The following is a 23,833-nucleotide window of genomic DNA, read 5'->3' as shown; positions in this document are numbered from 1 at the left end:
ACCACAACAAAATTCTGTGCCGTCTCATTCGTGTAACGGCGCAGAATATACCGCCGGGAATTTCGAAATCACAGTTACGAAGTTTCGATTTTTTTGAGCGTAACCTTTGGAGACAGAGATGCGTATCAGACCAGTTATTACCACACTATTTGGAATTGCGATTGCTTCAGGCTCTGTGTTCCTGGCGAAAGATTACATCCAATTTAACACGACTGCACCCAGTGCTACGACGAACGCCGATCTCGTTGAGATCTACGTTGCGCGCTCAGAAATCGCATTTGGTCAAACAATAGAAAGTCATCACGTCACAACTCATCTATGGCCACGCGAAGCGCTACCTAACGGGGTTTTTACCGAGTTAGACGTACTTGTTCCGGATAGTCGCCAACAGCTGCGTCGCGCTAAGGGGCGGTTCTATCCCGGTGAAGTCATGCTTCTTTCGAAAGTTTCGAATTTTGGCGAAAAGGTCACGCTGGTTCAAAAGCTGGGTGAAAACACGCGCGCCATGGCGATCGAAGTCGATGCCGTTACCGCGGTTGGTGGATTTGTTACTCCGGGTGATTGGGTAGACATCGTTTTGACACAAGGCGCGAAAATGGATTTGCGCGCTGTGACCATTTTACAGAAAATTCGCGTTATTGGTGTGGATCAGCAGTCCGAAGAACTGAGTGATCAGCCCGAAATTGCCCGTACGATCACAGTAGAAGTGACCCCTCAGCAAGGTCAGCGCCTGGCTTTGGCCCAAAAGGCCGGCACCTTGAGCCTCACACTCAGAACGTTGGACGGCGTCGAGGATGAACCGATGGAAATGGTTCGCCTGCGCGATCTTCTGCAAGAGGAAGGTCCGGTTGAAAAAGTCGAAGCGCAACCGACAATCATCGTAAATCGCGGCACCGAATCCGAGGTTGAAGTCATACAGAGAAGCTCTCGTGGAGCCGACGACGCGACAGAAGTGGAAGCGGCTCCAAATGCAGAGTCCCGCGATCAAACGGACGCCCAGTCGACACCGGCAGCCATCAACTCTGGCACCAAGCCGAAAGCCCGCTCGCTCAAAGTCAGCCAGAACACTGCACAGTAAGTCTGCGCCATGTATTTGAAAGCCAACATATCATTCTTTGCTAAGGACGAGCGCGGTACGGTCGCGATCCTTTGGGGCACTGCATTTGTTGCATTTCTCGGGTTCTTTGCGATCACGCTGGATGTAGGCCGATTGAACTCGACCCACGCAGAGTTCCAATCCTTCGCGGACAACGTAGCCTTGGCAGCCGCTGGTGAGCTGGACGGACAACCTGACGCCATCACCCGCGCAACCAATGCGGCGGCCAACTTGATCAGTGACAGCCAGACATTTGCCAATGGGTCCGCCACGCTCTCAGGATCGTCGGATTATTCGCTTTCGTTTCATTCCGCCCTGCCGGTTTCGGACCTCACGCCGTTGGGCGCAGATGTCACGACCAACCCAAGAGAAGCCAAGTTTGCGCAGGTCGTGCTAACGCCCAAATCCCTTAGCATGAACCTTGCTTCGGCTTTGGACCGGATGCTTGGCGGAAGCGGCATATCGGCCAGCGTTTCGGCCGAGGCCGTCGCAGGGTATTCCAAAGCGGCCTGCGATATCTCGCCTTTGATGTTCTGTCTGCCGCCGAACTGGGAAACTACGCTGACCGTCGGCGACCAAATCCTGCTGCGCAGCGGAGGCAATGGAACTGCCTGGGGGCCGGGTAATTTTGGTTTTATCGACCTGGCGACCTTTGAAGATGCCTCTGGCGTATGTGCGGATGAAGGCGGGAATAAACTTGCCTGCCTTATCGCGGCACAAAGCCAGATCACGCAATGCGTGCTGACCAATGGTTTGGACACCGAGCCGGGTCAAAAGGTCGGGATCACCAATGCGGCGTTCAATGTCCGCTTTGATATTTTCCGTAGTGTACTTAACGGTGAGAAAAACAACCCCGACTTTGCGCCAGCCCCTAATGTCATCAAAGGGATACAGAAAAAGGGTGGTGGTTCCTGCATTCAGGGAAACGAAGAAGTCACGCCTGATACGATCGCACTTGGTCGCGACACTTGCATGGCTGCGGGAACCTGCGGTGGGAACAACCGGTTTGGGGACGGTGTCTGGGATCGCGAGGGGTATCTTAACCGGAACCACGATGTTTCCCATTTAGATAACTTGGCAGATGGAATTGGCACCGATGCACACCTGCCGCCTTTGACCGGAACGAATACGGTTTTCGCTAATACTCGGTACGGAATGTACCTGAGGGAGATCGCTTACGGAAACTCTCTTACAAATACCAATGCGCCAGATATCCTAGATTCGAGCCTCGCCGAAACCGGTCGCCCGATGTGTTCGAACCAAATGTCGACTAACCCGGCGCGTCGCGTCGTCACCGCGGCAGGCATCGATTGCGCTCAAAACCCGGTCTCCGGCTCGACCACAGGTGTTCCGGTCACAAAGTTTGTTGCTGTCTTTCTGACCGAACCGGTCGGGGATGATGGCGGCTCACCGCCCAGCTTTGACATCCATGGCGAAATTGTCGGCTTCCCTGACGTTTCAGGTGTCGGCAGCGGTGGCAATGGGTTCGGCGGTATCTTTCGCGACCTCGTACAGTTGTACCGTTGAGGGGGCGCAGGATCATGAAAACCCGCCTGGCAGGACCCCTAAGACGCTTTATAAAAAAAGATGATGGCGCGATCCTTGTGGAATTTGGCCTGGTCATGCCACTCATGCTGTTGCTGCTGGCTGTTACGCTGGAATCGGCGCGCATGATGTGGTCATACCAATCGGTCATAGCAGGCGTGCGTGATGCCAGTCGCTATCTGTCCAGAGTGACACCCGCAGATATCTGCACCTCTGGTGGTTCTGTCGCGGGGCTCACGACTACATTGAAAGGCATCGTCGAGGACGACAAAAATGCCAACAGCCTGTTCCCGCCCAGCATAACGGTCAATTCGGTGACACCCAGCCTGTCCTGTGTATCAGGAACATATCGAGTCAACCCGGCGCCCGTCGGTACGGTCAGCGCGAACATTACCATCCAATTTCCTTTGGGCGGAATACTGTCTCTCTTTGGCAACGGGCTGTCGTCGGTGACGACTGACGTCTCGGACACGTCTCGGATTTTCGGGCAATGAGGGCTCATCTGCATATCCGTGCGCAGCTGCGCCGTTTGGCATGCAACGTTAAGCGGGATCAAAGCGGCGGTGTTCTTGTCGAGTTCGCCATTGTCGTTTCCCTGTTTCTGTTTCTCTTCATGGCGTTACTGGATTTCGGCCGCATGTCCTATAGCGTTGCGAATGCTCAAAAAGCCTCGCAACTTGCTGCGCGCATTGCAGTCGTTCGACCGCCTGCATGCCCCGGAGTGCCCACGACGCATCAGCGAGGCACATCTACTTCGTCGCCGCGATTTGGCACGTCCTGCAGTGCCTCGGCCGGGGTTTGTGCGGATCCGCTTACGCCCACGTGTGCGGGTGTCGCGACCAATGCCACGGCATCGGAGATCTGGACCCGGATCAGCCCACTTTTGCCCCCGGATGCCACAATAGACAACTTACAATTTCACTATGACTTCAATCCAAATTTAGGCTTCCTGGGTGGCCCATATACACCCATGGTCACAGTCGAATTGAATCTTAACGATTTTCAATTCGTGTCACCGCTGACCGCGCTGGCAAACGCCGCGGGTGCGACGAACAGCACAATATCTTCGACAGTCGGTTACTCAAATTTCAGCGTCTCGCTGCCTGCTGAAGACCTTGCATTAGGAGAGTCAGGATGAGAGATCAGAATGTTTTCACACCGAAATCACACGCAATTATGCTGGTATCGGAAAATGAAGAGATCGCGCAGCTGGTTGCTGACGTCTTTCCCGCAAATGAGGACAATAAAGTCACCAGGAACGGGACGTCGTTTCAGGTATTGAACGGTACTGCCCTTGATCTTGCGTTCAAGCATGATCTGGTGATCTTTGAAATTGACCCCGATGACACAGGAGAGCTTCTTGCCATCGAATCCGTCCTGACGCACCGCGACGATGGCACTTTGTTTGTTGCGCTCACTCAGAATGACCTGTCGATCACCAAAGCGCGTGAATTGTACAAGATCGGCATTGATGAGGTTTTGCCGCTGTCGATAGATGGCGAAGGTCTGAAAGCCGCTGTCAGTGAAAAGCTTAATGCACGCGCGGTTTCACGAACCACTATTTCAGATGGTTCTTCGGCGTTGGGCAAGGTTGTACCGGTCGCAAAGGCGCGCGGCGGCATCGGGGCTTCAACAGTTGCTGTCAACCTTGCGTGCGCGCTTGTCGGTGGCAAGGGATCTTTCTTCAGGAAGTCCACAAAAAACCGAGTAGCCCTTTTGGATTTTGACCTTCAGTTCGGAAACTCGAATGTCTTTCTGGACATCGAAGACAACGGCGGTTTCCTTCAGCTAATTGAAAACTCCGAAATTCCTGATGATCACCTTTTGTCTTCAATCCTGCAAGAACATGGGCTTGGCGTCGACGTGTTGTGTGCACCTGCGCCAATGGTGCCGCTGCAATCGATGCGGCCTGATCTGATCGAAGGGATGCTGGACCTTCTGCAACGGCGCTATGATTATATAATCATCGACCTTCCCTGCGCCGTTGTTGAATGGGTTGAACCGATTTTCAAACGGGCCACCCAATTGGTTTTGGCTACCGATACCACAGTTCCCTGCGTGCGGCAGGCACGGCGATTGATTGATTTCTACCGCGAGGCAAATGTCGGCCTTCCAGTTGAGATTGTGGTCAATAGAGAGCGGAACACTTTGATCAAGCCTTCGCATGTCCGCGAGGCCGAGAAGGTATTGGAAAAAAGCCTGAAACATTGGCTACCAGACAACCCGAAAGTTGCCAGAAATTCCGTAGATCTTGGACGGCCGGTTGTGGACATGAAACCGCAATCGGATCTTGGAAAAGCCTTGGCAAAACTGGCCGCTGCCGTTTCGGCTGACACTCAGCCCATGGCAACGAAGAAAGCATAAAAGGAGATCACCGTGTTCAACGAATTCAGATCACGCAAGGTTGCTTCCAAATCGAATGTACTGACTTTGGATCGCCCCATCGACCTACCCACCAAATCCAAGGTGACTCCTGATCCAGTGGACACCGACCTGCAGGCGCATCTGGAACTCAAAAGTCGCCTGCATGGCGAGCTTCTAGACCGGCTCAATCTTTCAGTCATCGACAAGGTCGAACGGTCGGAATTGAAACGCCAGATCGCATCTCTGGTCACCAGTCTGATCGAAGCCGAAAACCTACATATGCGATCCGAAGCTTTCACGGCGCTGGTGGACGAACTGATCCACGAGGTTATGGGGTTGGGGCCATTAGAGCCGTTGTTGGCGGACCCCACCATCAACGACATTCTCGTAAATTCCTATGACAAGGTTTACGTCGAACGTTTCGGCTTGCTGGAGCATTCAAACGTGCGGTTCCGTGACGAGCGCCATCTGCTGAGGATCATTGACAAGATCGTCAGCAAGGTGGGCCGGCGCATCGACGAATCCCAACCCTGGGTCGATGCGCGCTTGGAAGATGGAAGCCGTGTCAACGCAATCATTCGACCATGTTCGGTCGATGGACCCGCTTTGTCGATCCGAAAATTCTCTCGCAACCCACTGACAATAAGTAAGCTTGTTGATCAGGAAAGCATGAATGGTCAGGCGGCAAAACTCCTTGAGGCACTTGTCGAAGCAAGACTGAATATTCTTATTTCGGGCGGCACCGGCACGGGTAAAACGACAATGCTGAATGCGGTGTCATCCTTTATCGACGGCAAGCAACGTATTGTTACCATCGAAGATGCTGCCGAGCTTCAGCTTCAGCAAAGCCATGTGGTTCGTCTGGAAACCCGCCCCCCAAATTCGGAAGGACAAGGTGTAATCACCCAACGCGATCTGGTTCGCAACGCTCTGAGGATGCGACCCGACCGCATCATCGTCGGCGAGGTTCGTGGTTCTGAATGTTTTGACATGCTTCAAGCCATGAACACGGGTCATGACGGGTCGATGACAACAGTTCACGCGAACTCGGCGCGGGATGCCCTAAGCCGGGTCGAGCAGATGGTGACAATGCTTGGTGCTGACTTGCCGATCAGAACCATCCGGTCGCAGATAGCTTCGGCCATACAAATCGTACTCCAACTCAGCCGCCTTAGCGACGGCACCCGCAGAGTCGTTAGCATTTCCGAGATTACCGGCATGGAAGATGACACGATCACGATGCAGGACATTTTTGTTTTCAAACGTCGCGGCAAGTCAGAGGACGGACAGGTACTGGGAGAGTTCTTGCCTACCGGCATTCGTCCAAAATGCTTCGATCAGCTGATCGCCGCCGGGATCGATGTAGACACCAACATGTTTATTCGCGGGGTCATGCCGTCATGATTGACCTGCAACCAAACACCTTGAACATTCTGTTCTACATTTCGATTTTCCTTGGAATCCTTCTTGCTTACGAGGGTTTACAGCAACTTTTCCTGCGCAAGGAATCTATCAGCGAGGCCAGAAATCGCCGTATGAAGCTGATCCAAGGGGGGGCCTCAACCGACCAGGTTTTGCAATTGCTACGTGACCCTGCGATGACGGCCCCTGGCGAAAAACCCAGTTTGATCGCCCGCTTTCGTCGTCTGCTTGTCCAGGCCGGACTGACGATCAGCCCGATCTGGGTGGTCCTTGCAGCCACCTGTCTGGCCATGGCGGCCTTCGTCGCAATATCCCGGTTCCTTGCCCCGGAAATTGCCGCAGCTCTAGGCGTCCTTCTGGCTGTCGTCCTGCCGCTGCTGGTACTGATCGCCATGAAGGATACCCGGGCCAAAAAACTGACGAAACAGTTACCGGATGCATTGGACCTTATGGCCCGTGGCCTGAAAGTCGGGCACCCCGTGGCTGTAACTGTCGGGAACGTGGCAACAGATCTTCCGGACCCGATAGGCAGTGAGTTCGGCATTATTCAAGACCAGATTAACTATGGCGACGACGTTGCAACGGCGTTTCAGGATTTTGCAAAACGTGTAGGAACAGAGGATGCGAACTATCTTGCCGTCAGCATCGGTATTCAGCACGGCACCGGCGGCAACCTTGCCCGTGTCCTAAGCATTCTGTCCCAGGTCATCCGTGACCGGCAAACCATGCAAAAAAAGATCAAGGCCATCTCTGCCGAAGGGCGTCTTAGCAGTCTAATTCTCACAGTCTTGCCGGTGTTCATCTACTTCTCAATCGAGATGTCCACACCTTCGTTCTACGGCGATGTTCGAAACGATCCGCTGTTCCCATATTTTGCGAGTGCGATAGTCGGTCTGACGATTGCCCAAGGACTTATCCTGAAGCGGCTCGTCAAATTCAAATTCTGATTGGGAGCGAAAAAATGGAATTTATTCAAAATGTTCTAAACGGCCAAGACCTTCCCCTTCAGTATCTTGTGCTAGGTGGGATTGCCGTAAGTGTTTTCTTTGTAATCCTCGGAATCTCTGGCATGACCGCAACCGATGACACGGCCGCGCGCCGGATGCGGGTCGGATCAATTTCTCGGGGGCACGGAACAGATTTTGACCTCATACAGGGGGATGACAGCGACCCGCACGGACTGCTTAAGGCATTTGTGCCCTCGTCGAAACGCGAACGTTCCCGAATTGGCAGAATGCTTAAGCAAGCTGGTATTCAGCGCAAACATGCCGTCCGATCATTTTATCTTTTCCGTTTGGTGATGGGTTTTGTGCTTCCAGCCGCTTTCGTAGTGGCTTTGTCGTTGCCGCTTGAAACTCAGGTTCAGCTTGGGATTGCTGGCCTATTGCAAAGCATCACCTGGGTGAACGCATTGCAGATTGTCACCGCTTTGATGGTAACCGGTTTCTACGGTCCAGCACTCTGGCTGCGGCACCGTATAAGAAAGCGCCGCCAGGCCATCGAACACAGCCTTCCAAATGCGCTGGACCTGTTACAGGTGGCGATTGAGGCTGGGCTCGGATTTGACGCCGCAATGGTGCGAGTGGCGAATGAGATGGCGCATGCGGCACCGGAGATTTCGCAAGAGTTCACGATACTCCAACTGGAACTGCAAGCCGGCAAAGAACGTCAGGCCGCCTTTATGGACATGGCGGAACGCGTCGGCATTGACGAGGTCAACTCTTTCGCGAACGCCTTCCTGCAATCCAATCAATACGGCACCAGCATTTCTGCTTCTCTACGGAGGTTTGCCACCGACATGCGAGTGGATCGCGAACTTCGGGCACAGGAAAAGGCCAACAGGCTGCCAGTGCAGATGTCAGCTGTTATGGCCATGTGTATGATGCCCGTTCTTCTGCTGATCTGCCTTTCACCGATGGTGATCCGATGGATCAACATGTTTGGGTGATGGTTGGGTGTAGTCTGAGAGGATGTCGGGCGACACATAGTTTTACCATTCAATGACAAATAAGTCTTTGATTTTGAGTCATTCAACTTTTCATGGGCGCACAAGATTTGCCATTTGCGACTCAAAAGACTTCCATTGCAATTCAGCATTCGAACCGTAACCTTGGCTACCAAATGCCGTAGCTTTGCTTTGCCGGGGTTTACCTTCCTCCATTCACATTCAAGAAAACTGAATAGAGCGAGCTGGTCGCCGTTACAAAGAGCCGATTGAGCTTCGCGCCACCAAAGCAGACATTCGAGACAATCTCAGGAATATGCACTTTCCCGATCAAAGCTCCTTGGGAATTGATGCAATGCACGCCATCAGCGGCTGAGCTCCAAATACGGCCATCGCGGTCCAGCCGGAACCCGTCAAAAAAACCGTTTGTACATTCGGCAAAAACATCGCCTCCGGAAAGGGTTTTCCCATCTTCGCTAACCGAGAACTTGCGGACATGCGCCGGACCACCCGGTGTATGAGTACCCCCAGTATCCGCCACAAAGAGTGTCTTGCCGTCACGTGAAAAGGCCAGACCGTTTGGTTTCACAAAATCCGTCGCGACCGCTGTCACCTCTCTCGTGTCGGGATCGACACGATAAACATGGCAGGCACCAATCTCGCTTTCGGCGCGCTCTCCTTCATAGTCCATCATGATCCCGTAAGACGGGTCGGTGAACCAGATTGAGCCATCTGATCTGACAACGACGTCATTCGGAGAATTGAGCCGCTTGCCTTCCCAAGCATCTGCTAGAACGGTGATCGATCCATCATGTTCTGTGCGGGTCAACCGGCGGGTCAAATGCTCGCAGGAAACCAAACGTCCCTGCCCATCAACCGTATGGCCATTGGAGTTGTTTGCAGGCTCGCGGAACACCGACACCGAACCATCCGTATCATCCCAGCGCATCATCCGATTGTTGGGAATATCGGACCATACGAGATAGCGTCCAGCAGCAAACCAGGCAGGCCCTTCAGTCCAGCGCGCACCTGTCCACAGCCTTTCAACGCGGGCATGGCCGATGAAACAGCTTTCAAACTCTTTTTCGATGACCTCGAACCCGGTGCCTTCCAAAACGCCAAACACTATTCTGCTCCTTCGCTTGAGGGGTTTTCCAATTGGTCGCCGGGCCGGACAGTACCCCATCCCATTTTTGCTCTTCTGTTACCTGGCAATGATGGGTCCGGCCCCCAAATTGCCTGATATGTATCATGCGCCCTTCCAGAGCGTTGCAGGAAAATGGCAACGGCAATCAAAAGAAGCCAATATCCGGTGATCACAATCCACATCCAACGCGGAGCGTTCGTCGACCAAAACCCGCTGAGGATCGCGAGCGCCGCCAAAAGCAGCGCAAGATATCCCAAAACGCGGTGAATATGCTCAAACGCGACCCGCCACGCTGTCATATCGTAGTGATCACCCGACAGGCTGCCATCGCATGCAGGTGCCGTGGGGCCGCCCTTGCTGCCTCGGAAAACACCGAGAACAACCTGTGCGGTTCCCAGACCAAGAACCGTATAGCCCAGAGCCTTATGCAACCACGCATCAGAGCGTGCTCCGGCACTCGCAAGGATCAGCCCCAGCCCGACAAGTGACAGCACATAAGCAAAGGTCTGTCCCTTCCAATGGCACAACCACCAGAACCGGTTGTCTAGCTCATGCGGCCAGTTCTGGCCCGGCAGGATTTTGAAGTACCGCGCGGCCAAGATCGCGGCCGGGCAGATCACGCCCCAGGCAATCACCATAGATCGGGCATGCCAGGAAACCAGAACACCGACGTCATGCCCTCGGGTCGGATCAATTGGTGAAAGCAGCCACTCGATCATCAGCCCTTCACGGCCCCCGCTGTCATGCCCGTGATGATCTGCCGTGATGCAACGAATGTGAAAATGATCGGTGGCACGGCTAGCAACATGCCCGTGGCCATGATCACACCCCAGTCGATGTCATATTCGGTGATTGAGTTCACGATGGTGACAGGCACCGTCCGCGTCGATCTGCCAAGCAGAGCATTGGCCAAAAGGAACTCGTTCCAGGCGATGCGGAAGGTGAAGATCGCCGCAGCAGCGAGGCCGGGTTTGATGATCGGCAGAACAACCAGATAGAACACCTGAAACGGATTGGCGCCATCCATGCGCGCCGCCTCTTCCAGCTGTATGGGAACCTGTACGATGAAGCTCTGCAAGATCCAGATGACAAAGGGCAGGTTCATCGCCGTGTAGACCAGAATGATCCCGGCATAGGATTGATCGAGGTGGTACTGAAAGGTCCAGATGCCAAACACAGGAACCAGCAAGACGGCGGGCGGGACCATCCGCATCATCAGTGTTGTCATCGAAACGGCACCACGGCCCATGAAGCGAAACCGGACCAGCGCATAGGCCGCCATACAGCCAATCAGAAGCGTAATACCTGTCGAGATTGTCGCCACGATCAGAGAGTTACGCAGAGCCCGCCCGAAGGTGGGATCGCAATATTGCACGTGACCCGGATCGTACCACAGCACGTCGCACAAGACCGTTTCGTAGTTTCTGATTGTCGGGGTGAAGAAAAAGGCTGACACGCTTTCATCATATATGTCGACATTCATTTTGAAGGACGTCGCCAGCATCAAAAGGATTGGCCCCGCTGACATGACAACCAGGGCCGCCAGCAAAGCATAGAAAGCCGGATTTTGTTTTTCGGTCTGACTAGCCATGATCTTCAGCTTTCCGTTTGTTCGGCGGCGGCACGCATTCTGGCGGCCCGCGCCTCTTGAACCTTGGTGTACATGAACATCCCCACGGTCAGCCCCATCAGCATCAGCAACAGGACATTCGACATCGCTGCGGCCTCACCCAGTTCCTGAAACTCCTGAGCGGTGCGGAAGATACGCAAGGCGATGATCTCGGTAGACAGGCCAGGGCCGCCATTGGTCAGAACCAGAATGACCTCAAGCACTTTGAACGCATCAATCAGGCGCAACAGCAGGGTCACAATCAAAACCGGCATCATCAGCGGTATCTTGATCATTGTGATCTTCTGCCATTCGCTTGCACCGTCGATCTCGGCAGCTTCCAATGCGGACCGTGGCAGCGACTGCATGGCCGCCAGAGCGAGAATGAAAATAAAGGGTGTCCACTGCCAGACATCGGCAATCACGACCGCAATAAACGACCACGTGCTGTCCGACAGCCATGGGATACCTTCGTCAAACCCCAGACTTTTGATTGTGCGGTTAAAGATGCCGACTGTCGGGTGATACATATAGCGCCACATCAGGCCGACCACGATGGGGGCGATCATCATGGGCAGAATGAAAACAGTCCGCAGCATGGACATGCCGCGTATGTTTCGATCCAGCAGCAAAGCCAGACCAACACCCAGAGCCATCTCCAGCGTCACCACGATGAAAGCAAATTTGATCGTAACCCAGAAGCTTTCGTGGAACGCACTGTCATGCAGAAGATTGATATAGTTCTTTAGTCCAACAAACTCGGCCTGACCAATGCGCTGGCTGGGACTCCAGTCAAGGAAACTGGCGTAGATCATATACCCGATCGGATAAAGCAACGCGAAGATCAGCACGATCGCTGCAGGCGCAAGAAACAGATATGGGGTGAGCCGATTGGCCCGTGCGACAGCGCTCATGACTGCGGCCCTTTGACTTGTTGGAGTAACGTCTTGGGAGGCAGTGCCCGAGCAAAAACTCCGGCACTACCTCAGTGGAGAACCTATTGCTGCCAGGTGTAGTAGCCGGCGTCATCCATGATCGCTTTGCTGCGTTCAGCCACACCATCCAGCGCTATCTGAATATCCAGGTCTTCGGTTAGAACCTGGCTGAGCGTTGTCCCCAGATCAGCATTGATCTTACCCCAGACCGGGATGATCGGTCGCCAGTCAGGATCTGCATGTTTGAGCGCCTCGCCAAACACCTCAAGATGCGGTTGCTCGGCCAGTACATCCGGATCGGAATGGGTCGAGAACCGAGATGGGTTACCTCCGGCAATCGCGATTGCCTTATCCGCCTCTTTCGACGTCAGCCATTGCATCAGCAGGAAAGCTGCATCCTTGTTCTGGGCGTTTGTCGGGATACCAATGCCAAACCCACCGGTCTGGCTGCCACGGCGCGCGCCTTCGGGATGCGGAGCCCAGCCGATTTGACCCACAACCTTTGATCTCTCCGGATTGTTGACCTGACCGGCAAAGACGGTGGAGTCGAGAAACATCGCCGAATTGCCCTGCAGGAAAGATGCGCCCGCTTCAGCGAACCCGAAGGTCTCGGCCCCCTCTGCGCCACAATCGACAATTGTCTTCAACGCTTCGGCGGCTTTGACCCCCTCAGCGTTGTTCATAATCGGGTTCCAGTTCTCGTCGAAGATGCGACCGCCCAGAGGAGCAAGATGCAGCAGGTAGGCGTGCGATGCGTGATGCCCCGAGGCCGCGCGCGATGCCAAGCCACCCATGCCGGGTTCCAGCTCAGGAATCTTACACGCCAATTCCAGCAGCTCGTCGTAGGTTTTGGGAACCTCAAGCCCATGCTTTTCGAAAATGTCCTTGCGGTACCCAAGGATTGATGTCTCTGATCCAAAAGGGACGCCGAACAGCGACCCGGTTGGTCCCGGCAGATATCCTTTGCTGCCGCCCGCGACGCCAATGTTGCCAACATAACCATCAATCAGATCATCCGCGTCATAGGCCGGATCTGCGAGCGCGGGATTCATGAAATATTTGGCAAGGTTCTCCAACTGGTCGGCATAGACATAGTCAGCTTTGGAAAACACCACATAGGCGATCAGGTCATAATCACCTTTGTTTTTGGTCAGTTCCAGTGTCTGCTTCTCGCGCATTTTCAGGTACTGAAGCTGATCGACTTCCACGCGAATTCCGGTTTCTTCCGTGAATTTCGGCAACACCTGCATGACCGCATCAAAGTGCGGATGGGCTGGGAAGTTAACAACCAAAGTTGTGCCTTCGTAGGGTTCGTACGGATTGGCGATGGCCAACCCGGCCGTCAGTGTCAGGGCCGCGACGCCCGCACCGGTTTGTTTGAGTAAGTTCAGCATTTGCTCCTCCCATGCTGGTCTTGGGCCGCTGTTACAGGGCGACCTCCCTCTCGCGATCAAAGAGATGAATTGCGTCTGCGTTGACTTCGAACCGAAGAGTTTCACCCAAGGCGATGGGTGTGTCTGACTTCAGTTCGACTTCGACTTTCTGACCTGCACAGTCGCAGATCAGAACCGACTGCGCGCCGATGTATTCAGACACCACAACTTTCAGGTCCAAACTGGCAGCTTCCGGGGCATCCGGGTTGTAGCTCAGGTCAGAAGGTCGGATACCAAGGATGACGTTGCTCAGGTCAGCGCTCGACAGGGTTTTCTGACGTTCCTGACTGAGACCGATGGCGAAGCCTGCCCCGGTTACAAACAACTGGCCACTTCGATCTTCGACCGTTGCATCCAGAAAGTTCATTGGGGGCGATCCGAGGAACCCGGCGACAAACTTGTTGGCCGGGCGCTTATACAGTTCTTCCGGTGTGCCTTGCTGCTGAATGTACCCGCCATGCATCACGACGATCCTGTCCGCGAGTGTCATCGCCTCGATCTGATCGTGGGTGACGTAGATCATGTTTTTCTGCACCTGTTGACGCATCAGCGCCAGCTCAGCCCGCATCTGCCCGCGCAATTTGGCGTCCAGATTGGATAGCGGTTCGTCGAACAGAAAGGTGCTGCTGTCGCGCGTCAGCGCCCGCCCCATTGCAACACGCTGGCGCTGTCCCCCTGACAACTCGCCCGGCTTGCGATGCAGATACTCGGTGAGGCCCAGCATCTTGGCGACCTCGCCCACCTTCCTGTCAATCTCCGCCTTTGGAACTTTCTGCAGCCGCAACGCGAAGGACATGTTCCGCGCCACGTCGAGATGCGGATAGAGCGCATAGTCCTGAAACACCATTGCCAGATCGCGGGCCTTGGGCTCCAAATGGCTGACCGGTTTATCATCAATGAAAATCTCACCGTCCGAGACCGTCTCAAGCCCGGCGATCATGCGAAGTGTCGTGGACTTCCCGCAGCCGGACGGCCCGACAAAGACCGTGAACTCGTTCTCCTCCATCTCGAGGTCAATTCCATGCAGAACCTCAAAGTCCCCGTACCGTTTCACGAGGCCTTCCAACCGTATCCGGGGCATTGTTCCTCCACCCTTTGTTACCGGTCACAATATCACCCATGTGACCGGTCACATAGTAAATTATATTTATTCTCATCAAGGGTTTATAAATTTAAAGGGGCTTGCAGCTTTCGCGAAACTCGACGCGCGGTGTCAGCGTTACGTGGCAAGGCGAATCTGTTGAGCTTTCATCCTCGTCCAAAAGGCGCGAAATAAGCTTGCCGGTTTGCCGCCCGATCTCGGTCGGATCGACAACAACGGTGGAAATCGAGGGGGAACTGAACCGCGAAACTTCAAAGTTCCCGAACCCAACGACAGAGATATCTTCGGGCACGGATTTACCAATTTGCAGAAGACGGCTCTGAACGCCAAAGGCCGCCATGTCCGATACGCAAAACACGCATTCCACCTGCGGATATTGCTCCAAGATAACGTCTACAGCAGCGGCACCATTTTCGATGGTTAGCGGCGGCGTTCCCAACATGATCTGCGCTTTTGAGTCCAGCCCCGCACTACGCATGGCCTGCTCAAAACCGTCCCGGCGTGCTGCGCCTCGGGTCCAGTCATCCTGGCCCTCGCCAAGAAAAACAATGTTCTTGAAGCCACGCTCAATTAGCGCCTTCGTCATGTCATAGGCGGCTTTGGAGTTCGAAAACCCAACCGTGTGGGCAATGGGATGTTTTGGTTTTTCCCAGATTTCCACAATGGGCACCGATACGTCGGCCAGCAAATCAAGCGTGCGCTGTGTATGACCGTCGTAGGAGAGAACGATCGCTTCCGGGCGGCGGCGCAACATGGTTTCGACCAACTGCTCCTCGCGCTCGGCCGAATAGTCCGTGTGCCCAAGCAGCAATTGCAGACCCACCTTTTCCAACTCTTCCGTCAGGCTTTGAACCGTCAACGCGAAGTGCAAGTTATTCAGAGAGGGCAATAGCACCGCAACAAAGCCGGATTTCTTGGTCGTCAGAGAACCCGCCATCTGGTCAGGCACATAATTCATCTGCTTGACGACTTGCAGGATATAGTCCCGGGTTTCTTTGGAAATAGGGCTGTTTTTCTTCAGTGCCCGACTGACTGTCATCCGCGAAACGCCTGCCGCTTTGGCGACGTCTCGCATCGTAACATGCGTGCGACCGGGAATCTTGTTCGTCATGCAACCACCGCCTTTGGGCAGAAGTTAGACCACCTTGTTCCCGGTCACAATCTTAGAACGTCAGCCCTGCAATTCGCTGGGCAAAAGCGCCGCAGGCATATTCTGATAGCTTACAGGTCGCAGCCAGCGCACGATGGCCAGGGTACCAACCGATGTGGCGCGAACATCCGTGCTTGCCGGATAAGGCCCGCCATGCATCATCGCGGAACACACCTCGACGCCGGTCGGGAAACCGTTGGCCAGCAAACGGCCTGCCTTTTCTTCCAGCACCGGCATCAGGTTGCTGGCAAGTTCTGCGTCTGCGTCATCCAGGTGCAAGGTCAATGTCAGCTGACCCTCAATGCACTCAGCAACCGCCCGCATCTCGTCAATGTCGTCACAGCGGACGAGTATGCCCGCCGCCCCAAAGACTTCGTGCTGCAGCTTTGGATTTGCCATCCATTCCTTGGCACTGACTTTGAACAGCGCCGGAACAGCCGCGCGATTGCCGGTTGCCGCCCCGCAAGACGTGACCTCGACCATCAGGTCGCGGAATTCCCTAACGCCTTGTTCAAAAGCCCCGTGGATGCCGTCGGTCAGCATTTTCTGTTCAGCCGTATCATTCAGCGCAGTCGCACAAGCCAATTCCAGCGCGTCAGACTCAGGCCCGGCCAGCATGACGGCGACGCCGGGATTGGTGCAGAATTGACCCGCGCCCATTGTCAGGGACGCGGCCCAACCTGTCCCGATTTCAACGGCGCGGGCGGCCATTGCGGCAGGCAAGCAAAACATTGGATTGACCGAGCCCAACTCACCATAGAATGGGATTGGCTGCGGTCGCGCATGGCACTGATCATAGAGAGCACGCCCCCCGGCCAGCGATCCGGTAAAGCCAACCGCCCGAATTTCAGGATGCTGAACAAGCGCAGACCCAACCTCACGGCCGGAGCCTTGTACCATCTGGAACGTGCCCGAGGGCATGCCGCAAATCTCGATCGCTTTTGCAATTGCTTGCGCCACAAGCTCGGCGGTTCCCGCATGGGCGCTGTGGCCCTTGACGATCACAGGGCATCCAGCGGCCAAAGCCGAGGCTGTATCCCCGCCCGCCGTAGAAAAGGCGAGCGGGAAGTTCGACGCACCAAAGACGGCTACTGGGCCGATGGCTTTGTGCGTCAGGCGCAGATCAGGACGGGGGAGTGGCGTCCTGTCAGGAAGTGCGCCGTCTTTGCGGATATCAAGATATCCGGTCTCTTCGATCAGGTCAGCGAACATGCGCAATTGTCCGGTGGTGCGCCCACGCTCACCCACCAGACGCGCTTCGGGCAGGCCGGTTTCGGCCATCCCGGTCTGGGTGATTTCATCCCCCAACACATCCATTTGGTCCGCAATCGTGCGCAGAAACGCGGCACGCTCGGCCCGCGACTTGCCGGAATACGCACGGAAATCGCGGCGTGCGGCCTTGCAGGCCTCGTCCACCTGCGTCGCTGTCGCTTGTGCAAAGCTCTGCCCGTCCAGATCGTCTGAAGCACGCGAATTGGCTGATCCGACCCATTTGCCGTCGATCAGGTTTTGTCCAAGGATCATCTTATTTTCCCCATTTCAGGACCATCGGGTCCAACGGTTTCAAAAGGTCTATCAAACGGTCGCGAATGGCCGGTTGCAGCGGATCAATCGGGTGGCGGCAAATCTCGGATCGGATGACTCCGCCTTCGACCATTGCGGCTTTGCACGATTGCCAACCGCATTGGCGGTTTTCATGATTGATCACCATCGCCACACGCCCATAGGCCACAGTTGCGTCTGCCACGCGACCCGCATGGTGATGTGTAAGGACCGGCTTGATCTGATCAACAATCATGCCCGAGGTCATCGATCCTGTGGCGCCTGCATCCAGATCGGCCAAAAGGGTAATGCCCTCTTCACCATCAAAGGGTGCTTCGATGGCGTCACCGCCTTCCGCGATCAGCGCGCGCAGCTTGTTGGCGGCGCGCGGGCATTCGATCTTGAACAGTTTCACCATGTCGATCTCTTGCGCCATGCGCACCAGCAGCGGCACCGGCAGATCGACGCCCGACAATGGCGCGTCCTGCACCATGATCGGAATGCCAACCTCGCCCACGGCTGCAAACTGTTCGAATGTCTGCTGAGCGTTCCCTTTCAGAAGCGCCCCATGATAGGGCGGCATCATCATCACAATGTCCGCGCCCAGATCCTTGGCGAATTTCGCGCGCTCTACCGCGATCTGTGTGGCAAAATGGCTGATCGTCACGATCATCGGGACACGACCGGCGACATGCTCAAGGCTCAGCCGCGTCAGGATTGCACGTTCTTCGTCTGAAATAAGGAATTGTTCCGAGAAGTTGGCCAGAACGCAAATCCCGTCCGCGCCCTGATCGATCAGACAATCCAGTACGCGCTTCATCCCCTCAAGATCGAGCGAGCCGTCTTCATTGAATGGCGTCGGCGCGACGGGCCAGATACCGGTGTAAGTCATGGTTTACTCCGTTATCTCAAAATGTTTCAGGTGCTTGTCAGTGATCTCGATTCCCAGACCGGGCTTGTTGTCATCCAGGTCCAGCATTCCGTCTACGGCATCCGGATCGCCTTCGAAGATGTAGTAGAACAGCTCATTTCCGACCTCGACATCGAAGACCGGAAAGTATTCGCTGATCATGCAGTTCGCGTTGGCCATGGTCAGATGGTAGTTATGCATCTGGCCCGCATGCGGGATGACCGGCACCTGAAAAGCCTCGGCGATGGCGTTGATCTTTTGCGCCGCCGTGATGCCTCCGACGCGATTGGTGTCATATTGAAGGACACTGACGGCTTTTTTCTCGATCAGGTCCTTGCAGCCGATGACCGAAAACTCGTGCTCACCCCCCGAGATCGGCACGATGTTCATCGCGTTGAGTTCGCGGTACCCTTCAACGTCATCAGCAATGACCGGTTCCTCCAGCCAACGCGGTTCATATTGGACCAGCTTTGGCAGCATCCGCTTGGTGTAGTCGAGGTTCCAGCCCTGGTAGCATTCCAGCATAAGGTCCACATCGTAGCCGATCACCTCGCGCACCGCTTCAACCCGTTTGAGGTTCTCGCGCATACCCGCCATGCCGTCCTTTGGCCCCCAGCCAAAGCGCATCTTGTATCCGGGATAGTTGTTTTTCTTGGCCTCTTCCGCCTCGGCCTGCATAGCCTCAATAGGGCCGGAATAGAGCTTGGAGTAATAGACCGGAATCTTTTCCTTGGTGCGACCGCCCAGCAATTTGAACACTGGTTTGCCAGCCAGTTTGCCCATCAAATCCCAGATCGCCAGATCCACGGCCGAGATCGCCGTCATACCAATGCCTTTGCGGCCCCAGGCGTGACTGCGCCGGTACATCTTTTCCCACAGATAGGCATAGTCGAACGGGTCTTCGCCGATGACCATAGGCCCGAACCAGTCATCAATCGCCTTCTTGACCACCGTGGGCGCAAGCGCAGCATTGCCGATGCCGATGGTGCCGTCCTCGGTCTCAATTTCGCAGGTCAGCCACTGGTGGAACCGGAACGATGACATTGCATCGCCCTTATCCCAAAGGACATCCGATGCATTGGTGCAGAAATTGCCGGTGGGTGGCACAGTCGGCCCGGTCCAGTTCCAGACGCGGGTGCGCACGGATTTGATTTTGGTCATCTTGGTCTCCTCAGTCCGCGCAGCGTTCTGCGCGATGCGTCTTTGCCATACGCACCAACAGGTCGAACGCCTGCCGTGTTGCGCCCGGATTGGCCTTGTTCTGTCCGGCAATATCGAAAGCGGTGCCATGGGCCGGGGTCGCCACCGGAATGGGCAACCCACCGGCAACGGTCACGCCGCGCTCAAACCCCAAGAGCTTGATCGCGATCTGACCCTGGTCGTGATACATGGTCACAACCGCATCGACCTCACCGCGCTGCGCCTTCAGAAACACCGTGTCAGACGGCCATGGCCCCGTCACGTTCAACTGTTTCTGTTGTGCTTTGCGCACGGCGGGCTCCAGAATGTCGATCTCTTCCCGCCCGAATTTTCCGTTGTCGCCGGCATGGGGATTCAGCGCGGCTACCGCGATGTTGGGGCGGGCTTTCCCGGCCTTTCGCAGCGTGTCATTGGCCAAATTAACAGCTTTCAGTATTCCGTCTTCGGTGATATTGGCGGCGACATCTTTGAGACCAATGTGAGAGGTGACACGTGTTGTCATCAACTCGTCCAGAACGTTGAGTTCCGAGTGGTATCCATCATGGCCCATATAGCGCGCCATATAGCGGTGTTCATCCTCGGCATTCAGGCCTGCCGCTGTCATCGCGGCCTTGTTGAACGGTCCAAACAGGATGCCATCGACCTGTCCGGCCATCGCCAGATCCATCGCTTGGTCGAGACAGCGAAGCGATGTGGTTCCGCCCTCAACGGTGACCTCTGCGATCTTCACGTCCTCGGATGCGATCGTATCGAGCTCAAGATGCGACAGACCCGGTTGATCTGCCACCGCATCCACTGTGTTTAGCGGCACATCCAGTTCGGCCTGTTCCGCGCCGCGCTGCCAGAGGTGACTGTCACCCACCAGAACAATATCTGCGGCCTCCTGCACGCCGTTCTGATTCAGCAATTTGGCAATCAGTTCTGGCCCGATCCCGGACGGGTCGCCAGGTACGATAGCGATACGCGGTTTCGTCATGCCGCAGTCTCCCAATAATTTGAATATCCATCGGGCAGGATCACCATCACATCCGGTTCCTTGCCCGTATCAAAGGTCTGCACCACCTCGAACGTGTCGAGGTTGAACCGCAGCACCTGTTCGCAATCAATGGCGATATAGGCGAATGCGGCCTCGTCATCGATACACAGCGCCAGCGGGTTCGCAGGTGTTTTCTGTTCGTGCAGCATTTCCCCCGTTGCCTCGTCAAAGACGGAAAACGAGCCGCCGAAATGGTTCATCGTGACCAGCCGATTTCGTTTCGCATCGTAGTAGATGCGGCAGGGGTCATCCGGCGTCGGAAAGCTGCGCTCGATATCCAACGTGTCCGTGTTGATCACGGCCACCGTGTTGGAAATTCGCTGAGACGTGTAAAGCGTATGCGCCTCTTCGCGCAGGCAACGTCCTTCGGGCTTTTGTCCGGTTTTTATCGAAATCGGAACAACGGATACATCATAGGGGTTGAACACCGTCACATCGCCCGAGTTCAGGTTCATCGAATAGGCCGTGTGCCCGTCCTTGGTCAGAGCAAACAGATGGCATTTGGTGCCGCCGGTGGGGGTAATGTGATCCCAGCCCTGATCGAAGGCGCGCGGGTTTTCCTTGACCAGTAGATGTCCGGTCCATTCCGAAAGCACATAAAGCCGGCCCTGTCCGTCAAGACCGATCCCATGCGGGCGGGCGTGCTCGCCCAGATCATAGGTGTGAACGATTTCCTGCTTGCAGATATCAATCACTATGACCGAGCGGCCATCGGTGCCGTCGATGCCTGAATTCTGAACACCGTAGTGACCGACATAGGCATAGTGAAAGTCGTCATCGACCACGAATTCATGGGGAAAATGCGGCAGATCCAAGCGGCCCTGACGGGCCCCTGTTTCAATATCGTACCAGCTTACGCAATGGCTGCATTTTTCGATCAGCATCATGGATTGCGCCATCTTGGATCCCTTTCCACATCATCTTTTCACCCTATGTGACCGGTCACATCGTTATTAACCGCAGAAGCAATCGTCAATCCCAATTCGGCTTGAACCAGGTGGGTTTGGGCGGGAAAGCCCCGCCCAGCCCGTTCAACGCTCCAGTGCACCAACGCCCGAGAACCGGAACGCTTCCTGTTCCAACGCGTCCAGTTCTTCAGCACTCATCTGGTCATGAGCGACAGTGATCCGACCAAGGAAGACAAACGGCAGTTCGTCCTGGCGGCCTTCCATATGCGCCTTGATCGCCTCAGCTGTGGCGGCGCCGACGTCATCACCCATGCGCATAGGGGTTGCATCCAGCTCGCCGCGACGGATTGCATCCAGCTCAAGGCCCGTGCCGCCCCAACCGGTCGAGAACACATCCTTTTCCTTACCGACGGCAACCTGTGCTTCGACCGACCCCATGGCCATCGCGGTGTTGGCGTTGTGGATGATCGTAGCTTCGGGATAGGCCTGCAGGATCAGACTGGTGCCTTCGAAGCCGCCTTCACGCTGGTACTCGCCATAATGTTCATAGGCAGTGGTCCAGTTTCCCTTCTCCTCAACGCAGGCTTTGAAATCGCCCGAGCGCTGATCGTCGGTGATCCCCGGAATTCCGCGGTTCATCGCCATGGTCACATCACTGCCCAGACGTTCCAGCATATAGTCGCACATGGTTAGTGCTCCGGCGGCCGAGCTGAAATCGAACCAAGCATCCGGCTGGTTTGCCAGTTCCTTGGGTGGCGTATGGAAGGCCCAGACAAAGGTCGCAAACCCCTCGTTGCCCGCCATCTTGTCGATGTTATCCGCCTGAATTGCCAGTTCCGACGGGCCGAAGATGACAAAGTCATAAAGGTCCGAATCCTGCACCACCTGATTGGCATAGGTCGATTGCAGGCTGTGTTCGATCTGACGGCTGGCGAACTCGGTGGTCTCGTATTCGATACCCAACTCGTCCAGACGCTTAGTCATCGCCAGATAGTTGCGCGCCCAGAAATCCGACGTGTCGGCGGAGGGGTAAATCAGCGCGATCTGCAGCGGCCCGTCCTGCGCGCCCGAGTACTTGACCGCCTCGGCCCCCGTCATGGCTTGCAATGCTTCCAGCTTGCCATCGGCATTCACCTCACCGGGAACCCAATAGTCGCGCTCTTCGATGCCCGGCAGCTCTTTCAGCGGCAGTTTTCCGTGCCCGTCGGCAAAGGCCGCAGTGGCACACATGCAAAACGCGCTTGTCGTCAGTAGTGCTTTGTTGAATTGTCTCACGGTAAGTCCTCCCTTTCGCGAACATTGTGGGGTCTTGCAGGTGCGCCGGGACTCCTACCTCCCGGCGCACCACCTTTATTGCCTTAGCCGCTTGGCGCAGGCTCGGTTGCCAGCCCGGCCCCAAGGGCCAGCAACAGGATGAGTGCTCCGATCAGCGCTGCGGAAAAACGGATCAGTTTCTGCGCCTCTTTGGTGCGTAGCCCGGCCAACAGGCTGCGTGCGCCATCGCGATCTTTCTTTTGCATCCACGTGTAGAGCGCAACCGAGCTGACAATCACCACGCCCGACGCGACGGATTGCCAGAAGAACTCGATCCGTAGCGTGACCAGCGCGTTGATCATCATCGAAAGCAAAAGCACACCGGCTAGCGAGCCGAGCATTGAGGCGCGCCCGCCAAACAGCGAGGTGCCGCCCACCACAACTGCCGCAATGACGTGCAGGTTGAAATACGGGGCCGAGGTCGCCTGAATGGCATTCAGCTTACCGGTCAGCATGACACCCGCCATCGCTGCCGCAGCACCCATCAGCACATAGGCGTAGATTTTATGGCGATCGACGGCCACGCCTGTCATTTCACTGGCCTCCGGGTTGGAGCCGATCGCAATCGTATAACGGCCAAAATAGGTTCGGGTCAGGACCACATAGCCAATGGCCATCGTGATCAGGCCCAAGACCACTGGAACCGGGATAAAGCCGGGAATCTGGCCGCGCCCGATCTCGGTTATCAGCTCGGGAAAACGCGCCAGAACCAAACCTTTTGCAATGACCAACGCCAGTCCGCGATAGACAAGGTCCATCGCCAGTGTGCCTATCAGATCCGGCACCTTGAACCGGGTGATGACCAGCCCGTTGATCAGGCCCATGATCGCGCCAAGGACAATCGCCAGGGGCACGGCCACCCAGGCCGGGAAACCATATTGCTTGACCAGAAAGGCCATCAGGATCGCGGACAGGGCCGCAATCGAGCCAATCGACAGGTCAATCCCACGCTGTGTGATGACAAAGGTCATCGCCATTGCCATCGGCATGTACAGCGCTGCATCCAGCAGGATCAGGTTCAGGTTGGTGAGGCGGAAATACCGCGCCGGTTCCGCAATCCCCATGAAGATGAGGATTGCCAGGATCATGACCATGGGGCCGATGAATGCCAGATATGGTTCAAGCCGCTCCATGAATGTCTTGTGTTCGGGGTTTGTTGTTGCTGCGCTCATGTC

Annotated in this window: 22 protein-coding genes; 8 read left to right on the top strand and 14 right to left on the bottom strand. The window is 55.6% G+C overall.

What is annotated here, in order from left to right; translation table 11 throughout:
* Positions 1-106 precede the first annotated feature (106 nt).
* Genes cpaB through AB1A64_RS02980 form a run of 8 tightly spaced genes read left to right on the top strand, consistent with a single transcriptional unit; the run spans position 107 to position 8,375 of the window.
* Positions 107-1,078: a Flp pilus assembly protein CpaB gene (gene cpaB / locus AB1A64_RS03015; RefSeq protein ID WP_366550048.1), complete on the top strand. Its 972-nt coding sequence runs from the start codon at positions 107-109 to the stop codon at positions 1,076-1,078.
* Between the two features lie 9 nt (positions 1,079-1,087).
* Positions 1,088-2,623, top strand: coding sequence for a pilus assembly protein TadG-related protein (locus AB1A64_RS03010; RefSeq protein WP_366550047.1), 1,536 nt, complete (start codon positions 1,088-1,090; stop codon positions 2,621-2,623).
* 14 nt (positions 2,624-2,637) lie between these two features.
* Positions 2,638-3,135, top strand: a complete 498-nt coding sequence (locus AB1A64_RS03005) for a TadE/TadG family type IV pilus assembly protein (RefSeq protein WP_366550046.1) — start codon at positions 2,638-2,640, stop codon at positions 3,133-3,135.
* Positions 3,132-3,779 carry a TadE/TadG family type IV pilus assembly protein gene (locus AB1A64_RS03000; protein ID WP_366550045.1) on the top strand — a complete coding sequence of 216 codons (648 nt, stop codon included), beginning with the start codon at positions 3,132-3,134 and terminating at the stop codon, positions 3,777-3,779. The genes AB1A64_RS03005 and AB1A64_RS03000 overlap by 4 nt, the downstream gene beginning before the upstream one ends.
* Positions 3,776-5,005, top strand: a complete 1,230-nt coding sequence (locus tag AB1A64_RS02995; protein ID WP_366550044.1) for a P-loop NTPase — start codon at positions 3,776-3,778, stop codon at positions 5,003-5,005. Before AB1A64_RS03000 ends, AB1A64_RS02995 begins: the two co-directional genes overlap by 4 nt.
* A 12-nt stretch (positions 5,006-5,017) precedes the next feature.
* Entirely contained in the window at positions 5,018-6,409 is a 1,392-nt protein-coding gene (locus AB1A64_RS02990) for a CpaF family protein (protein WP_366550043.1), read from the top strand.
* Entirely contained in the window at positions 6,406-7,374 is a 969-nt protein-coding gene (locus tag AB1A64_RS02985) for a type II secretion system F family protein (RefSeq protein WP_366550042.1), read from the top strand. The genes AB1A64_RS02990 and AB1A64_RS02985 overlap by 4 nt, the downstream gene beginning before the upstream one ends.
* A gap of 14 nt (positions 7,375-7,388) precedes the next feature.
* The gene (locus tag AB1A64_RS02980; RefSeq protein ID WP_366550041.1) at positions 7,389-8,375 is read left to right on the top strand and encodes a type II secretion system F family protein; all 987 of its coding nucleotides are present in this window, start codon (positions 7,389-7,391) and stop codon (positions 8,373-8,375) included.
* 199 nt (positions 8,376-8,574) lie between these two features.
* On the opposite strand, the gene AB1A64_RS02975 is transcribed toward AB1A64_RS02980, so the two are convergent.
* The 14 genes from AB1A64_RS02975 to AB1A64_RS02910 form a co-directional block, all read right to left on the bottom strand.
* The gene (locus AB1A64_RS02975) at positions 8,575-9,498 is read right to left on the bottom strand and encodes an SMP-30/gluconolactonase/LRE family protein (protein ID WP_366550040.1); all 924 of its coding nucleotides are present in this window, start codon (positions 9,496-9,498) and stop codon (positions 8,575-8,577) included.
* Positions 9,498-10,238: a cytochrome b561 domain-containing protein gene (locus AB1A64_RS02970; RefSeq protein ID WP_366550039.1), complete on the bottom strand. Its 741-nt coding sequence runs from the start codon at positions 10,236-10,238 to the stop codon at positions 9,498-9,500. The genes AB1A64_RS02975 and AB1A64_RS02970 overlap by 1 nt, the downstream gene beginning before the upstream one ends.
* Positions 10,238-11,110 carry a carbohydrate ABC transporter permease gene (locus AB1A64_RS02965; protein WP_366550038.1) on the bottom strand — a complete coding sequence of 291 codons (873 nt, stop codon included), beginning with the start codon at positions 11,108-11,110 and terminating at the stop codon, positions 10,238-10,240. Before AB1A64_RS02965 ends, AB1A64_RS02970 begins: the two co-directional genes overlap by 1 nt.
* Positions 11,111-11,115: 5 nt before the next feature.
* On the bottom strand, positions 11,116-12,042 hold the full coding sequence (locus tag AB1A64_RS02960) for a sugar ABC transporter permease (RefSeq protein ID WP_353012822.1): 927 nt from the start codon (positions 12,040-12,042) through the stop codon (positions 11,116-11,118).
* A gap of 83 nt (positions 12,043-12,125) precedes the next feature.
* A complete protein-coding gene (locus tag AB1A64_RS02955; RefSeq protein ID WP_366550037.1) occupies positions 12,126-13,457 on the bottom strand; it encodes an extracellular solute-binding protein in 1,332 nt (443 codons plus the stop codon).
* Positions 13,458-13,488: 31 nt separating this feature from the next.
* Positions 13,489-14,577 (bottom strand): ABC transporter ATP-binding protein, encoded by a 1,089-nt coding sequence (locus tag AB1A64_RS02950; protein ID WP_366550036.1) that lies wholly within the window; start codon positions 14,575-14,577, stop codon positions 13,489-13,491.
* Positions 14,578-14,668: 91 nt separating this feature from the next.
* A complete protein-coding gene (locus AB1A64_RS02945) occupies positions 14,669-15,709 on the bottom strand; it encodes a LacI family DNA-binding transcriptional regulator (RefSeq protein ID WP_366550035.1) in 1,041 nt (346 codons plus the stop codon).
* A 60-nt stretch (positions 15,710-15,769) separates the two neighbouring features.
* Positions 15,770-17,272, bottom strand: a complete 1,503-nt coding sequence (locus tag AB1A64_RS02940; RefSeq protein WP_366550034.1) for an aldehyde dehydrogenase (NADP(+)) — start codon at positions 17,270-17,272, stop codon at positions 15,770-15,772.
* 1 nt (position 17,273) lies between these two features.
* Positions 17,274-18,182 carry a dihydrodipicolinate synthase family protein gene (locus AB1A64_RS02935; RefSeq protein WP_366550033.1) on the bottom strand — a complete coding sequence of 303 codons (909 nt, stop codon included), beginning with the start codon at positions 18,180-18,182 and terminating at the stop codon, positions 17,274-17,276.
* A gap of 3 nt (positions 18,183-18,185) precedes the next feature.
* Entirely contained in the window at positions 18,186-19,361 is a 1,176-nt protein-coding gene (locus AB1A64_RS02930) for an L-rhamnonate dehydratase (RefSeq protein ID WP_366550032.1), read from the bottom strand.
* Between the two features lie 10 nt (positions 19,362-19,371).
* Positions 19,372-20,376: a 4-hydroxythreonine-4-phosphate dehydrogenase PdxA gene (locus AB1A64_RS02925; RefSeq protein WP_366550031.1), complete on the bottom strand. Its 1,005-nt coding sequence runs from the start codon at positions 20,374-20,376 to the stop codon at positions 19,372-19,374.
* A complete protein-coding gene (locus AB1A64_RS02920; RefSeq protein ID WP_366550030.1) occupies positions 20,373-21,335 on the bottom strand; it encodes a YncE family protein in 963 nt (320 codons plus the stop codon). Before AB1A64_RS02920 ends, AB1A64_RS02925 begins: the two co-directional genes overlap by 4 nt.
* A 132-nt stretch (positions 21,336-21,467) precedes the next feature.
* On the bottom strand, positions 21,468-22,619 hold the full coding sequence (locus AB1A64_RS02915) for a substrate-binding domain-containing protein (protein ID WP_366550029.1): 1,152 nt from the start codon (positions 22,617-22,619) through the stop codon (positions 21,468-21,470).
* 83 nt (positions 22,620-22,702) lie between these two features.
* Entirely contained in the window at positions 22,703-23,830 is a 1,128-nt protein-coding gene (locus AB1A64_RS02910) for an ABC transporter permease (RefSeq protein ID WP_366550028.1), read from the bottom strand.
* Positions 23,831-23,833 lie beyond the last annotated feature (3 nt).

This window comes from Ruegeria sp. ANG10 (assembly GCF_040705255.1).
Taxonomy (GTDB): Bacteria; Pseudomonadota; Alphaproteobacteria; order Rhodobacterales; family Rhodobacteraceae; genus Ruegeria.
Note: the sequence above shows the minus strand (reverse complement) of the source record. Positions and strands in the feature narration are given on the sequence as shown.